This window comes from Holdemania filiformis DSM 12042 (assembly GCF_000157995.1).
Lineage (GTDB): Bacteria > Bacillota_I > Bacilli_A > Erysipelotrichales > Erysipelotrichaceae > Holdemania > Holdemania filiformis.
Map to the genome: position 1 here is coordinate 64,381 of NZ_GG657559.1, position 13,618 is coordinate 77,998.

Annotated in this window: 16 protein-coding genes; 7 read left to right on the forward strand and 9 right to left on the reverse strand. The window is 50.8% G+C overall.

The window, feature by feature from the left end:
- The 4 genes from HOLDEFILI_RS12175 to HOLDEFILI_RS12185 form a co-directional block, all read left to right on the forward strand.
- The coding region (locus HOLDEFILI_RS12175) for a PTS sugar transporter subunit IIA (RefSeq protein ID WP_006060027.1) at positions 1–342 on the forward strand (342 nt) is incomplete at its 5' end.
- A gap of 95 nt (positions 343–437) precedes the next feature.
- Positions 438–647, forward strand: coding sequence for a hypothetical protein (locus HOLDEFILI_RS19360; protein WP_156788935.1), 210 nt, complete (start codon positions 438–440; stop codon positions 645–647).
- Positions 644–1,972, forward strand: coding sequence for a 6-phospho-beta-glucosidase (locus HOLDEFILI_RS12180; RefSeq protein ID WP_006060029.1), 1,329 nt, complete (start codon positions 644–646; stop codon positions 1,970–1,972). Before HOLDEFILI_RS19360 ends, HOLDEFILI_RS12180 begins: the two co-directional genes overlap by 4 nt.
- A gap of 285 nt (positions 1,973–2,257) precedes the next feature.
- Positions 2,258–3,022 (forward strand): helix-turn-helix domain-containing protein, encoded by a 765-nt coding sequence (locus HOLDEFILI_RS12185; RefSeq protein WP_006060030.1) that lies wholly within the window; start codon positions 2,258–2,260, stop codon positions 3,020–3,022.
- An 85-nt stretch (positions 3,023–3,107) separates the two neighbouring features.
- On the opposite strand, the gene HOLDEFILI_RS12190 is transcribed toward HOLDEFILI_RS12185, so the two are convergent.
- A complete protein-coding gene (locus tag HOLDEFILI_RS12190) occupies positions 3,108–4,001 on the reverse strand; it encodes a LysR family transcriptional regulator (protein WP_006060031.1) in 894 nt (297 codons plus the stop codon).
- A gap of 147 nt (positions 4,002–4,148) precedes the next feature.
- Between HOLDEFILI_RS12190 and HOLDEFILI_RS12195 the strand changes: the two genes are divergently transcribed.
- A complete protein-coding gene (locus HOLDEFILI_RS12195) occupies positions 4,149–4,379 on the forward strand; it encodes a hypothetical protein (protein ID WP_156788936.1) in 231 nt (76 codons plus the stop codon).
- A 215-nt stretch (positions 4,380–4,594) separates the two neighbouring features.
- Positions 4,595–5,257, forward strand: coding sequence for a flavodoxin (locus HOLDEFILI_RS12200; RefSeq protein ID WP_006060033.1), 663 nt, complete (start codon positions 4,595–4,597; stop codon positions 5,255–5,257).
- A gap of 346 nt (positions 5,258–5,603) precedes the next feature.
- Here the strand turns inward: HOLDEFILI_RS12200 and HOLDEFILI_RS12205 are convergent, their stop codons facing one another.
- From HOLDEFILI_RS12205 to HOLDEFILI_RS12225, 5 genes are all read right to left on the reverse strand, one after another.
- Positions 5,604–7,619: an ABC transporter permease gene (locus HOLDEFILI_RS12205; protein ID WP_006060035.1), complete on the reverse strand. Its 2,016-nt coding sequence runs from the start codon at positions 7,617–7,619 to the stop codon at positions 5,604–5,606.
- On the reverse strand, positions 7,616–8,383 hold the full coding sequence (locus HOLDEFILI_RS12210) for an ABC transporter ATP-binding protein (protein ID WP_039864925.1): 768 nt from the start codon (positions 8,381–8,383) through the stop codon (positions 7,616–7,618). The genes HOLDEFILI_RS12205 and HOLDEFILI_RS12210 overlap by 4 nt, the downstream gene beginning before the upstream one ends.
- A gap of 123 nt (positions 8,384–8,506) precedes the next feature.
- Entirely contained in the window at positions 8,507–9,517 is a 1,011-nt protein-coding gene (locus HOLDEFILI_RS12215) for a sensor histidine kinase (RefSeq protein WP_006060037.1), read from the reverse strand.
- Positions 9,510–10,184, reverse strand: a complete 675-nt coding sequence (locus HOLDEFILI_RS12220) for a response regulator transcription factor (RefSeq protein ID WP_039864927.1) — start codon at positions 10,182–10,184, stop codon at positions 9,510–9,512. The genes HOLDEFILI_RS12215 and HOLDEFILI_RS12220 overlap by 8 nt, the downstream gene beginning before the upstream one ends.
- A 103-nt stretch (positions 10,185–10,287) precedes the next feature.
- Positions 10,288–10,776, reverse strand: coding sequence for a hypothetical protein (locus HOLDEFILI_RS12225; protein WP_006060039.1), 489 nt, complete (start codon positions 10,774–10,776; stop codon positions 10,288–10,290).
- A 237-nt stretch (positions 10,777–11,013) separates the two neighbouring features.
- Between HOLDEFILI_RS12225 and HOLDEFILI_RS18505 the strand changes: the two genes are divergently transcribed.
- A complete protein-coding gene (locus HOLDEFILI_RS18505; protein WP_006060041.1) occupies positions 11,014–11,592 on the forward strand; it encodes a TetR/AcrR family transcriptional regulator in 579 nt (192 codons plus the stop codon).
- Between the two features lie 190 nt (positions 11,593–11,782).
- Here HOLDEFILI_RS18505 and HOLDEFILI_RS12235 read toward each other — a convergent pair whose 3' ends face one another.
- The 3 genes from HOLDEFILI_RS12235 to HOLDEFILI_RS12245 form a co-directional block, all read right to left on the reverse strand.
- Positions 11,783–12,202 carry a hypothetical protein gene (locus HOLDEFILI_RS12235; RefSeq protein WP_244264327.1) on the reverse strand — a complete coding sequence of 140 codons (420 nt, stop codon included), beginning with the start codon at positions 12,200–12,202 and terminating at the stop codon, positions 11,783–11,785.
- 62 nt (positions 12,203–12,264) lie between these two features.
- A complete protein-coding gene (locus HOLDEFILI_RS12240; protein ID WP_006060043.1) occupies positions 12,265–13,173 on the reverse strand; it encodes an AraC family transcriptional regulator in 909 nt (302 codons plus the stop codon).
- Between the two features lie 46 nt (positions 13,174–13,219).
- Positions 13,220–13,618: DUF5131 family protein (locus tag HOLDEFILI_RS12245; protein ID WP_006060044.1), on the reverse strand; the 399-nt coding region annotated here is incomplete at its 5' end.

Below are 13,618 nucleotides of genomic sequence, written 5' to 3' on the forward strand. Positions count from 1 at the left end.
TCCATGAATGAAGAAAAACAACAGGTTTTAAATACGGAACAGCTTTTATTGATGATGGTCGCTCATGCAGGAAATGCGAATGCCAAGGTGTTCGACGCCCTGGATGCCTACGAGGCAGGCAATCGGGAAGCTGCATTCGCTATTCTGGAAGATGCGGGGCAAGAACTGTTGATTGCACAGAAGAATCAGTTCGCCCTGATGAACCAAGAGGCGCTGGGAGACGATGTGGTTCCATCGATCTTAATGATTCATGCGATGGATATCTGTATGACGGCGGCGAATTCGATTCAATACACCAAGCGGCTTCTTCCTTTGCTGCAGGCGAATCATGAAGTGTCGTAGTCAGCCCTGCGCTTGTCACTCAACACGTTATCGCTGCCGGTATAAAGGTTTTCATTTCCTCGTCCTGAGGCCGGACCTGCCATCAGATTTATCCCGTGAGAACCCTGCTCAAGGGGATGAGTCTGCCCTATGTCGACGCCATGGGAAAGGTTGTGTTCTTACTGGCAGCCGTCTATTATGCCATTTTGAATTTCATCCCCGGCGTCATTGCGATGCTGGCGATGATTATCCTGATGAATCAGGTATTCGTTCCCGTATTATTCCGTTTCGGAATTCTGCGGATTGGAAATGAGGTGAATTTATGAAAAAAGGCATCAAGATTGTAACAATCGGAGGGGGTTCTTCTTATACTCCGGAACTGATTGAAGGACTGATCAAACGTCAGGCAACTTTGCCAGTCCGCGAACTGTGGCTTGTCGATATTGAAGAAGGCCAGGAAAAGCTAAAGATTATCGCGGCCTTAGCGGAACGCATGGTCAAAAAAGCGAAGGCCCCGATTGAAATTCATGCGACGTTGGATCGGAAAGAAGCGCTGAAAGATGCTGATTTTGTAACGACGCAATTTCGCGTCGGTCAGCTGAATGCACGGGATAAAGATGAGAAGATTCCGCTTCGCTATGGTGTGCTGGGTCAGGAGACCAATGGGCCGGGCGGACTGTTCAAAGCATTGCGGACAATTCCGGTTTTATTTGAAATTATTGAGGACTGCAAACAACAATGTCCTAACGCATGGATTATCAGCTTTACCAATCCGGCGGGACTGAATGCTGAGGCAGTGCTGCGGTACAGCGGATGGAAACGATTTATCGGATTGTGCAACTCGCCGACGGTTATCGGCCATCGGATCGCAGGGTTGATGGGCATTCCCAATGAAGATCTGCGGATTGACTTTGCCGGGCTGAATCATATGGTTTTCGGCTTGCACGTCTATAATCGTGGGGTGGATATCACATCGCAGGTGATCGAGGTGCTTTGCCAATATAATGAGGGCAAAGAATTCGACAAACGATTTGAAAATTTACCATATACCCCGGACTTTATGCGTGCCCTTCATTGCATACCGTCTCCGTATCTGCGTTATTACTTTTTTAAGGATGAAATGCTGAAACATGCTCAAGCGGATGCTGAACGGGGTGAAAACCGGGCCCAGGTTGTCATGCGGGTGGAGAAGGAACTCTTTGAAAAATATGCCGATATTCATCTGGATGTGAAACCGAAAGAATTGGAACAACGCGGCGGCGCGTATTACAGTGACGCGGCGTGCAGTCTGATCGATTCCCTGTATAATGACCGACGGGATATACAGGTTGTGAACACGCTGAATCAGGGCGGATGTTCCTCATTTGCCGACGATGAGGTTGTGGAAATCAGTTCTGTGATTACAAGAGAGGGACCACGTCCGCTGACCGTAGGCCGTCTTCCAATTCATATCGAAGGGATTGTCAGGCAGATCAAATCGTTTGAACGTTTGACTGCGCAGGCGGCGCTGAATCATGACTACGCGACAGCGTTAATGGCTATGACGATTAATCCGCAGGTTATGGATGAAAACATCGCGCGTCAGATTCTGGATGAGATGCTGAAAGCACATCGTCAGTATTTGCCGGGATGGACAATCCCTGAAGTTTGATCGAAATGAAGACATACAATACAACAGACATATAACATTGTTTTCAAAGACAATCATCAAAAAAGCAAGACTGGAGAGATAAGTTCTTTCCAGTCTTTCATTATGAAACCGGATGGTCTTGCAAGGGGTAGTGGATATCAAAATGATCCGCTGTTCCCTTATCCTTAAAATGCGGGTAAACGAATGAGTTATCTTATGGAAAAGCGCAGGAAAACACAAACTCAACCACCCGTCGGTCGATGTTTTTGAACTTCTGTTATAGAATAACGGCAGGAGGACGGAGTTATGTTTGAATTAGATAAGCAACAATTCGGAGCATTTGTCGCCGATCAGCGAAGACAGAAACAAATGACGCAAAAAGATCTGGCGCAGAAGCTCATGATTTCAGATAAAGCGGTCAGTAAATGGGAACGCGGTCTGAATATGCCGGATATCACGCTGTTAGTGCCGCTGGCTCAGGCGCTGGATGTGAGCGTGGCTGAGCTGCTGGAATGCCGGAGAATTTCTCAATCGGAACCGATGAGCGCCCATCAAGTCGATAAGCTTGTAAAAAAAGCGATAACGATGAGCGAGGAAGATCCGCAGATGAGAAAGCGGCGCAGCTGGAAAAATGGCTTGCTGCTTTTGCTTTGTTTCGCGATTTCTCTGGGAGAAATAGGAGCGCTGCGGCACTTTCATCAAGTGACTTCCATGGTGTTCAACGATTTATTAGTAGCGGAGCTGCTCAGCGTGATCTTTGGTCTTTACTTTTGCTTGTTCGCGCGGGAAAAATTGCCCGCTTATTATGATGAAAACAAAATCAGCAGTTACAGCAGCGGCGTCTTCCGAATGAATCTCGCCGGGGTTTACTTTAACAACCGCAACTGGCCGCATATCATGAAGGCCGGCCGGAATTGGGCGCTGAGTTCGTTAGTGCTGATGCCGGTTTTGTACGGACTTCTGACGCTTTTGTTCCAAGGGAATCCATGGCTTGTGAAGATCGTTCTACTCCTGACCTATCTGGCGGGCCTGTTAATCCCGATGATCTATGCGGGAAAGAAATACGAGTAAAAGGATGTTTTTACAGGAATTCGATGCAATGAATAAATAAAATACTGACAGCTTCTGATTGGGAATCGGACTGTCAGTTTTTTTGTTATTCGTTATTTTCAGCGGTTCTTTGAATCCGGATTTTCAATCGTTCCAGGAATACCTTAACCGCGGGGGAAAAGGTCTGGTACTTCTTGGTGACCAGCGTCAGATCCAAGGATAATTCCGGGGTGATCGGCCGGAAAACGAGAGGCCGCCCCTCTGTATTAACCAGATGATCAAGACATAACGCTGCGCCGATACCTTTTTCCACAAAGAACATGGCGTTGTAAATCAGATTATACGTTCCGACAATCTGCATCGAATCCAGTCCCATCCCCTCTAAAATCTGATGGCCGGAAAAAGTCTGTTCCGCGATGATCAGCGGCAGCTCTTTCAGTTGTTCAACCTGAATGGAGCGTTGCTCTGCCAGCTCGCAATCATCCCGCATTAACAAGCCGTAAGTATCCCTTTGTTTCAGCGTGAAATAATCATATTTCTCCTGCCGCACGGGTCCGAGAAGCAGGCCGATATCAACTAAACCCTTATCCAGCCGTTCCATGACCAAATCGGCAGCGCCGCTGTAAGTGTGAAGACGAACGTCAGGATAGCGTTGATGAAAATGAGCGTATTCATCCGCAATCATGGCCATCGCTGAAGTCTCGCCGCATCCAATCGTAATATCGCCGCTCAGATAACGGCCCTGAGAGTGAAAAGCAGCTTCGGTATTGTCGATCAGTTCTAAAATATCCTGAGCTTTGTTGCGCAGGAACAATCCTTCTTCCGTTAACGTCAGCTTGCGCTTCCCACGGATAAATAACGATTTGCCGAGCTGGAACTCCAGATCCATCATCTGTTTGGACAAGGTTGACTGGGTTATGTGCAGGGTCTCCGCCGCTTTCGTGATGTTTTGTTCCCGCGCAACGGCGAGAAAATAAGTCAGAAGCCGGGTTTCGATCATTCATTTCACCTCATTCCGTAATCAAGATACGTTCTCTTTGTATTTTAGCACGTTTTTATCATTCTTAAAAACGATGGTTTAAGATTCATAATAACTGTTTGCGATCAGGTGAAATTCTCATTATGATACAGATAGAAGGAGGTTTGGGTGAGATTGAGGAATTCTTCGACAGAGCTTCAACGCTGGATGTCCGTTTGTGATTTCCCAGCGGAGATCCAGGATCAAATCCGGCAGGCTCTCCGGGATCATCAAAGCGCGGAACTGTTATACCTGCTACAAGGCCAACGTTGTCAATTGATGGATCAGCTGCATGCCGCCCAGCGGAAAGTGGACGCGCTGGATTATGGACTGCGGCTGGCGGAACAAGAGAAACTCTGACGACTTCTGTTAAGCTTTAGACAAGGAGGCTGACGATGGTTTTACGATCATTTCGGGCAAGGAATCAACTCTGGGAACCGGGCCAGGGGATTGGCGAAATTGATACAATTGACGCGTTGTCGTGCATGATCGTGACGCCTGCCCATGAATAAAATTGAAAGGTTCATGAACTGAGAAATTCTTGATATCCCGTTTAAAAGAAAGAAGGAAATACAATGAAACAAAAATTAGGAAAATGGACGTTACTGCTTGCTTTGTTTTGCCTGACCGGATGCGGAACAGCGAAACAACCCTCCACGACTGTGAATCCGCAGACGACACCTGCGCCGGCGGAACCCAGTCCGGCGGTTAGCACGGATCCGCTTCTTTCACCAGAAATTCCGGAGGAGGCGGACCGGGCGCTGGTCGTTTATTTCTCTGCCACAGGCAACACAAAACCGCTGGCTGAAGCGGTGGCGGAGATCCTGCAGGCCAATCTGTTTGAGATTGTCCCGGCTGAACCTTACACCACGGAAGACCTGAATTACAATGATAATGGCAGCCGGTCAAGTCTGGAAATGAACGATGAGACCAGCCGTCCGGCTCTGGCGGAGAATGTGGAGAACTTTGAGGATTATTCAATCGTCGTGCTTGCCTATCCAATCTGGTGGGGTCATGCGCCGCGGATCGTCAGCACCTTTGTGGAAAGCGTGGATTTCACCGGAAAGATTGTCATTCCGTTCTGCACCTCCGGCAGCAGCGGCATTGGAAGCAGCGCTGATGATCTTCAGGCTCAGGCGGGAAACAAAGGAACCTGGCTGGAAGGCCGCCGCTTTGCGGCCGGGACAAGCCGCGAGGAGCTTGCGGACTGGATTGACAGTCTGACGCTTGACGAATAAAGAAAGCCGGAAACAAAGGCAATCGTTTCCTCAGTTTAACCCGTAAGAAAATCAGGAAGATGCCGGCGGTGATCAGAATTGGATCCAACACCGATTCCAGCTTCGTGCAATGTGGAAATTCATCCCATGGATGGGCAGACGCTGAAAGTTGGATCACGCCCATGCTTGTTCATCCGCAAACCTGAAATACAAAATAAAAAAACTCCCAGCGATGAAGTCCGCCGGAAAGCGGGCGATTCCCAAGAAGGAATCATTTCAAAGCCGGGAGTTTTTATCATTTGTTTCTGATCCAAGGGGTGCCGGAGTTTTAGGAATGAAGGAATCTGGAATCTTTTTAACTATGAACTCAGAACGCTACTTCTTTCTTAATGATCTGCGAAGTCATGCGGTAGAAAATCAGATAGAAGATCGTGAAGATCACAGCGCACACACTGACGCAGGCATAGGTGAAGATTGGGTTTGTCAGCTTCAGCGCCACCAACAGCGTCTGCATCAGCGGCGTGGCAAATCCGGTATGAATTAAAGCGGTAACCAGCGGCAGGAAGAAGACGAGCATGACCTGCCGGTTGATCGTTGCGGACACCTCCTGTTCGTCCATGCCGACTTTTTGCAGGATGATGTACTGTTCGCGATCATCCATCGCTTCCGAGATCTGCTTGAAATAAATGATCAGCACGGTTGCCGTCAGAAATAAGATCGAGAAGAACACGCCGACAAATAACAATCCGCCGTACATACTTTTGAATTCCTGCCGGTCGTAATCCAGACAGGTTGCATATTGAACCGGCCCCAGACTGCGGACCTTCTGGTTCAACGCCTCGTAGAACGCCGTGCGGTCTTCCAGCGTGCCGGCGTAATTAACGCCGATCCGGGTGCTGGTTTCCCATTCACCCTCCTGAAGATAATCCTGTACCGGAAGCATCGCCGCTTCATCCGCGAAGACCAGAAACACCAGCTCGCTGGAATCTGAAGAATTTGTGCCGCCGCCGTTGTTGTATTTGCGCTGGGTGAACGGCGTACTGCGCTGGATATCCCGAACGGCGTAGGTTTTATCCTGAATCGTTAATTCAGAGAGATGAATTTGATCGTTGCCTGTCAAAATCAGAAGCTCGTCGTCTTGAAGCTCCGGGGCCTGACCGGTAATCCGCTGATAGGTGGCGGCCGGAATGAAAAAGATATCGTAACCGTAATCGATCACTGCGCTGCGGAAACCGACGAGATAATCGTCGTTGGTAAACGGACTCAGCGTTCCTTTTTCCAGCTTGGAATACGCTTCGCCATAACTGTAGATCTGCACATCCTCCAGCGTAACATGATGCGTTTCAGCCAGTTCAGCGGCAGCCGCTGTGATTTCATCGCGCTGGGAGGAAGTCAGTTCCTCACTGAGCGTGTAGGTCAGATCGTCGGGATTGGATTCAGAAAGCGCGTTTTCCTCACCGAAGAACAAGGCCGCGCAGCCGCCCATTGTCACTAACAACATCGTGCTGAGGATGCAGATTGTCGTCAGACTTGCGGCATTGCGGCGGATCCGATGGGAAAGCATCGACACCGCGACGAAGTTGTCCGGTTTGTAATAGAAGGACTTTCTTTTTTTCAGCCAGCGCAGAAAGAACGTCGTGCCGGATTCAAAAAGAATGGAAGTCGCAAAGATCACAAGCATGCAGTCGAAGAAAAACACCATCAGCGCGGTAAACATATTGTTGGTGAACAACGCGACGGCGTAGGCAGCGATCAGGCAGATCAGGCCGATCCCGGTTTTAACGGCCAGGAAACGTACCGGCTTATCCGCCTGCTTTTCACTGTGAAGCAGCTCGATCGGATTAATCCGGTGGATCTGAATCAGTGAAATCCCGGTCGTTGCCAGAAACAAACCGAGAAAGACGGCAGAGGTCCAGCCCAGCGCGGTCCAGGAAAAGGCATAGGGCAGACCGTGAGGACTGTTGAGCATCCGCAGCAGGATCATCCACATCAGCCGGCCGCCGATCCAGCCCAGCGCCAGACCCAAGACGAGTGAAGCGAGGGTCTGAAGGGTGTTTTCCCAAAACAGAATCAGTGAGATATGCTTCTTTTCCATCCCCAGAATCGTATATAAACCCAATTCCTTCTTCCGCTTTTTTAAAAGCATCTGATGAATCGAGATCATGAACAGAATCGCGAAGGTCGTGATGACGAACACACCCAGCTGGAAGATAAAAGCCAACGTCGTGCCGCCGCGAATTTCCGGGACATGCGGGTTAAACATCATCGTCATGATCAGAAAATGCAGGAATACCGTGACCGTGCTGGCGATGAAAAACGGCAGCGTTACGTTTTGCGTGCGTTTCAGATTGGCGCAGGCCAGCCGGAAAGCATACCGGATCATAAGCTCTCCCCGCCCTGACGCGTCGCCATGGACAACGAAGCGGTAATCCGGTCGTAAAAGACTTGTTGAGACTGATCGCCGCGGCACAATTCCGCGAACAGCTTGCCGTCGCGGATAAACAGCACCCGCCGGGCATGGCTGGCCGCCAGCGAGCTGTGCGTCACCATCAACAAGGTCTGGCCTTGTTCGTTCAGCCGGTCGAAGATGTTCAGCAGCTGCTGAGAAGAATGGGAGTCCAAGGCCCCGGTCGGCTCATCCGCCAGAATTAAGCGGGGCTCGGTAATGACCGCCCGCGCCACAGCGGTGCGTTGTTTCTCACCGCCGGAAATTTCAACCGGGAAATGTTCCAGCAGCGGTTCAATGCCCAGACTGGCAACGACCGGTTTCAGCCGTTGTTCCATTTCCGCTAACGGCGTCCGGCTGAGCACCAGCGGAAGCAGGATGTTGTCGCGGACAGTGAAGGTGTCCAGTAAATTAAAATCCTGGAAGACGAAGCCCAGCTTTTCCCGCCGGAAGGCCGCCAGGTTTTTCCCTTTGATCTGTTTCATGGACTGTCCTTCCAGAAACACTTCGCCGCTGGTCGGCGTATCCAAGGTTGCCAGAATATTAAGCAAGGTTGATTTGCCCGATCCCGACGCGCCCATGATCGCGACGAATTCCCCCGCTTCCACGGAGAAGCTGACCCCGGCCAGTGCGCGGCACGGTTTGCCTCCGGCGCGGGTGTTATACACTTTTTGAATGTTCTCTGCTCGCAGCAGTTCCATTTTGCATCCCTCATTTCTTTCATCTGATCCCATTTTATCGCAGCGCTGAACATCGCTCCATCGACTTGACGAACAATTTCCCGGGCAATCGAACATTTCTGTCACGATGCGCAAAGGAAGTAATCAGCGGTAGAAAAACAGATCGGGAGAAGGGAAAATCAGATGGACCTGCGTGCCTTTTTCTTTTTCGGATTCGAGATGCAGCTTGATATTGAGTGAATCGGCGGTTTTCCGGCAGAGATAAAGCCCGATCCCGCTGGCCTTGAAATCATGGTGACCGTTATAGCCGGTGTATCCCCGCTCAAACAGCCGTGCCTGATCCGCGGCGGCGATGCCCCGGCCGGTATCAGCGATGATTAAATGCGGCGTTGGATCACAGAGAAAGGTGATGCTGATCGAGCCGGCGTCGGTGTATTTTAAAGCGTTGGACAACAGCTGTTCCAGAATGAAGCCCAGCCACTTGCGGTCGGTGACGATGGTTTGATGAAACGGCGTGAAGTTCAGCTGCAGCTTTTTCAGAATGAACGGCAGCGCCTGCTTGCGGATCACTTCCGCGCACAGTTCGCCCAGATCGCATGGTTCTAAAATCAGATCCTCTTTCAGATTTTCAATCTGGATCGCTTTCAGCGCGGTTTGCGCGTATTGTTCCGTCCGCATCAGCGCCAGCTTCATTTCATTGAGATGACTGGCAGAAATTGTGTCTTCCGGTTCCAGACTTTCGAGAATCAAGCTCAGCGAAGCCAGCGGCAGTTTAATCTGATGCATCCACATCGTGACCAGTTCTTCCCGCTGTTTCTGCGCGGCGTTCTGCTTTTCCTTTTCTTCTGTCAGAATGACGCGTTGTTTCAGGATCAGCTGTTGATAGCGCTGCTCCAGCGGATCGCGGGTGTCCGGCATTTCCCGTTCCAGACTGATCCACGCTTCTGTCAACGAGTCCAGCTGCCGCAGCCGGCGGCGGTAACGGCGGTAATCCAGCGCGGAAATCAAGACCAGAAGCGTCAGGACGATCAGCGCGGTGTAGCCGGTCGATTCCAGCGGATACCAGTAGAGATATTGCAGGAAGGCGTAGATCGCCAGAACGATCCCCGTCCAGAGAAACAGAAACTGGCGATAGCGCAGATAGCTTCTAAGCATGAAGCTGATACCCCAGTCCCTTGCGGGTTTCGATACAATCGTCGATCCCCAGCTGTTCCATTTTCCTGCGCAGGCGGTTGACGTTGACGGTCAGCGTATTCTCATCGACAAAGCAGTCGTTGTTCCATAGCTTCAACATGATCTTTTCCCGCGATACGACTTTATTTTTATTTTCCAGAAGCAGCTGCAGAATTTTGAATTCATTCTTGGTCAGCTCGCATTGCCGGCCATCTTTGCTTAAGGAAGCGTCGGCAAGATTGAAGACCGCGCCCTGAAACTCCATCAGCGTACCCGATGGCTCGTAGCTGTAAGCCCGGCGCAGCAGCGCCTGAATTCGGGCAACCAGAATTTCCATGGAAAACGGCTTGGTCAGATAATCGTCGCCGCCCTGGTTCAGGGCCATGATGATATCTAAATTTTCGTTATGCGAAGACAGGAAAAGAATCGGTACCTTGGACAGCTTGCGGATTTCCGCACACCAGGCATGACCGCTTTTCCCCGGCAGCGAAACGTCCAGGATGATCAGCTGCGGCTGCACGCTTAAAAACTCTTTGTCCAGCTGATCAAAATTCGTCGCTGCTTCGCAAGGATAGCCCCATTTTGTTAAATTTTCCGAGATCAGCCGGGCCAGGCTGGCGTCATCCTCGATAATCCAGATTTTGTTCATAACGGATTCCCCTCCATTTTCCTTATTATAATTGAAAAAAGAGGAGATTTGGGGATTGTGACAAAAATGATCGGTACCGTTTGCCGGATCAGGGTCGTTCAGCTCAGTCCCAGTTTTGAGATCCGAGATGAACACCGGCGGCGCGTTCGACCTTCTCGAGCTGATTCCGATCAAAATCCACGGGCAGAATTAAAAAGGATCGATCTCCGTCTGCGATAAACCACTGAGTCATCGGACGGTTGACGACATAGACCAGATCCGGCGCGAAAGGAGAGATGTTCAAGTCCCCATACTGATATTCTTTGCCCGGAAACAACGACGCAGGCATCATGTCCCTGTTTTCCAGCTGGATTTCCAACTCGCCGACCTGTAAAGAACCGTGAAACTGATGAAATTGATCGACATTTCCTTGTAGATGAAGGTCGATGAATTCTGCCGGACACGCGCCGATGCAGCGCATGGACAGCGTCTGATGAATCTGACGCGGCCGGATGATCGAAAGGGTCTGAAGCACGAGAAAACCGACGATCATCAGGATGAAAATTCCAATTGCGGCCAGGATCCGGAATCCGCGGCGGGGTTGTTTCTTCATAAAAGGGCCTCCATTCTAAATTGAGAAGGAAGAAAATGCGGGAACGTAAGGTCAGGTCTGTCCGGCAGAACAGACAAGCGGCAGTCTGTGATTTCAGCCTGCGCGGCAAACCGGGAACAATTTCGCACTTTATAACGAGATTTTGGGATCGGCTCTTTCTTTAATCCTTAATTCTAGTTTATAATAAAAAGACAGAGAAAGAAAGCGGATGACGGACAGAGCTGGGGGGAGAACAGGATGAATCAGGAAAAAACCAATGAGAAACGACTGCGGATTCTGAAATCGGCGGCGAATTTGATCGCTCAGAAGGGTTATTACGGCGTCGGCTTGAAGGAAATCCTGGATGTCTGCGGTATCCCCAAGGGGTCGTTTTATTATTTCTTCCCCGGCGGCAAGAATCAGCTGGGCGTCGAAGTCTTAAATTATGCCTACGAGCGCATGGAACAGGGGATTCAGGCTTTGATCTTCCCGGTATCGGATAACGCTGAGGACGTGTTTGTCAAGATGGCGCATCACATTGCGGATATGCTGGAAAATCACAAGGGGTATGCGACGTCGCTGGTCATTACATTCATCGGCATCGAAGCTTCCGATATCAGCGCCGAAATGGAAGCGGCCGCGAAACAGGTGTATCAGCGTTGGATTCAGTTATACTGCGATAAGCTGATTGCCTGCGGATACAGCCTGGAACGGGCTCGGCAGATCGCTCCGCAGATTTGTGCGCTGATCCACGGCATGACGCTTTCCTGCTGGATCCGCAAAGACACTTCGGAAATGTTGGCACTGGAACCGGCGATCCGCGCGCTGCTTCAGTGAGGACTTTCCTTTGCGAAGATAGGCAGTGACTAGTGATAAAATAAAGCTCTGCTTTGAACAATCTCGCCGATCAGATTTTGGATCGGGAAGGGAATTCAGCGCAGAGTTTTTTGATGAATGAAATGAACGGGCAACAAGGAAAATAAATAAAAGGTTCCCCGAGCTGAAAACTCAGGAAACCTTTTGAAAATTAAGCGGCAATAGTAGCCGCGGCTGCCTGTCGTTCCTGTTCAAGAAACGCTAAGAGCGAAGGCAGCGTGCTTTCGTTCACGTTAAAGAAGAAAGCCATATACCGGCATTTCTGAAATGACTCACCATCCAGGGTGAATGAATAACCCGTCTGACAGCGGGGATTGCAGTCGTCCGGATCGATCAGCCGCTTACAAACCGAGGCTTTGCGGATCGCTTTTTTCATCGCTTCCGGCAGCGTGCTTAAAAATGCTTCATACCGGGCTAAGCCTTCCGGGTACAGGCGCAGCTTGACGCCGGTTTTCCGGCAGACGAAGTTCGCCAGCGTTTTGCGTTCTGGCTTCAGATAGCTGACGGTGTATCCGCTTTTGGCTTCCTTGATCTCCGCCTGACAGCCCTGGTTTAACAAGGCCTCATGCAAAGCCTGAACTCCTGCTTGTTCCGCAGGCTTCAGACTCTGCTTAAAATCGTCGAAGGCGGCGCTCATTGCACGTTGCCGGATTGAGCGCGAACAACAGGAATCCATACTTCAAAGCGGGCTTGAGACGGATCGGGTTCCAGATAAACCTCGATGTCCGGGCCGTTGTCGTATTCATACCCGGAGGTCGGCAGCCATTCCGTGACAATTCTTCGTTCCAGATCCTGAATCGCCTGCGGACAAACCCCTTCTCCGGAGAAGATCGCCCATGTGAACGCCGGCACGATGTACTCTTCTAACGGGGCTTCCGCTGGCAGATCGCTCGCCACGGAGATGAAGTATTTCCAGTTTTCATTTTCAAAGCAGGCGCTGACGCCCAAGATCCCCATCGGCTGAGCGTTCATCATCGCCGCCAGTTTTCCGATCCAGCCTTCCTCAGCCGCCCGGCCCCACAGCTGCGGGACGACGCTGAAATTCTCCTCGGTGTTGCTTTTCATCGGGGCGGATAAGCCAACGATCCGAAACGCTTCTTTCTTTTCAATCCGATAATTCATTTCTTCCACTCCTTTGACAGTGATCCGGAAACTGATCGGCGGGAAGGTTTTGACGGAGCAGCCCGGCTTGCGAACGGCCGAGGGTGCAAGGCCATGCACGCTTTGGAACGCCCGGTTGAAGGCGGTCGGCGAAGTATAGCCGTATTTCAGGGCAAGGTCGATAACCTTGATTTCACTCTGCTGCAGCTCGACCGCGGCGATCGACATCCGCCGCCGGCGCAGATATTCGGAAAGCGGAAGACCCGCGATGTACGTGAACATGCGCTGATAGTGATAGCTGGAACAACAGGCGATCCGCGCAAGCTCCTCGATCCTGATTTCTTCCGTTAAATGTTCCTCGATGTAATTCAGCGAGGCGTTGAGGCGGTCAATCCATTCCATAGTTTCCAGATCCTTTCTGTATTTTTGATTGTACTTCATGCCGCAGGGAACATCCTCGCATTTCCTGACCGGAAAAAGCGAGCTGTCAGAGGTTGATCGCGGCTTTGCGAGCCTGACGGGTGAGTTCCTTGACCGGCAGCGTATAGAGCCGGCCGTCTTTGATGAAATGCGTTCCGCACTGGCGGAATTCAAAGTGCTTGTGATGACGTTCGCACTGGGCGCGCAAATCCAGAATCCAGGCGTAGTCTAACGGCCGGGCGCAGCGGTCGGATTCCCCGCCGGCGACGACCAACTCAATTGATTCGTCATCCAGCCATTTTTCCAGATCTATCGCTTCCAGCATCGGCTGGCAGATAATGTTTTTATGCACGATCGGCAGCGAGGCGAACAGCGCTAACCGTTCATCTGCGCGGCGCTGATTCTCGACGGTACAGCCGATCGTCACATTCGGATAGCCTGCGCCCCAGTCGTCCGGCAGACCGAT

Coding starts and splice junctions, on each gene's coding strand:
- HOLDEFILI_RS12180 (WP_006060029.1), top strand. CDS start 644: ATGAAAAAAGGCATCAAGATTGTAACAATCGGAGGGGGTTCTTCTTAT.
- HOLDEFILI_RS12185 (WP_006060030.1), top strand. CDS start 2,258: ATGTTTGAATTAGATAAGCAACAATTCGGAGCATTTGTCGCCGATCAG.
- HOLDEFILI_RS12190 (WP_006060031.1), bottom strand. CDS start 4,001: ATGATCGAAACCCGGCTTCTGACTTATTTTCTCGCCGTTGCGCGGGAA.
- HOLDEFILI_RS12200 (WP_006060033.1), top strand. CDS start 4,595: ATGAAACAAAAATTAGGAAAATGGACGTTACTGCTTGCTTTGTTTTGC.
- HOLDEFILI_RS12205 (WP_006060035.1), bottom strand. CDS start 7,619: ATGATCCGGTATGCTTTCCGGCTGGCCTGCGCCAATCTGAAACGCACG.
- HOLDEFILI_RS12210 (WP_039864925.1), bottom strand. CDS start 8,383: ATGGAACTGCTGCGAGCAGAGAACATTCAAAAAGTGTATAACACCCGC.
- HOLDEFILI_RS12215 (WP_006060037.1), bottom strand. CDS start 9,517: ATGCTTAGAAGCTATCTGCGCTATCGCCAGTTTCTGTTTCTCTGGACG.
- HOLDEFILI_RS12220 (WP_039864927.1), bottom strand. CDS start 10,184: ATGAACAAAATCTGGATTATCGAGGATGACGCCAGCCTGGCCCGGCTG.
- HOLDEFILI_RS12225 (WP_006060039.1), bottom strand. CDS start 10,776: ATGAAGAAACAACCCCGCCGCGGATTCCGGATCCTGGCCGCAATTGGA.
- HOLDEFILI_RS18505 (WP_006060041.1), top strand. CDS start 11,014: ATGAATCAGGAAAAAACCAATGAGAAACGACTGCGGATTCTGAAATCG.
- HOLDEFILI_RS12240 (WP_006060043.1), bottom strand. CDS start 13,173: ATGAAGTACAATCAAAAATACAGAAAGGATCTGGAAACTATGGAATGG.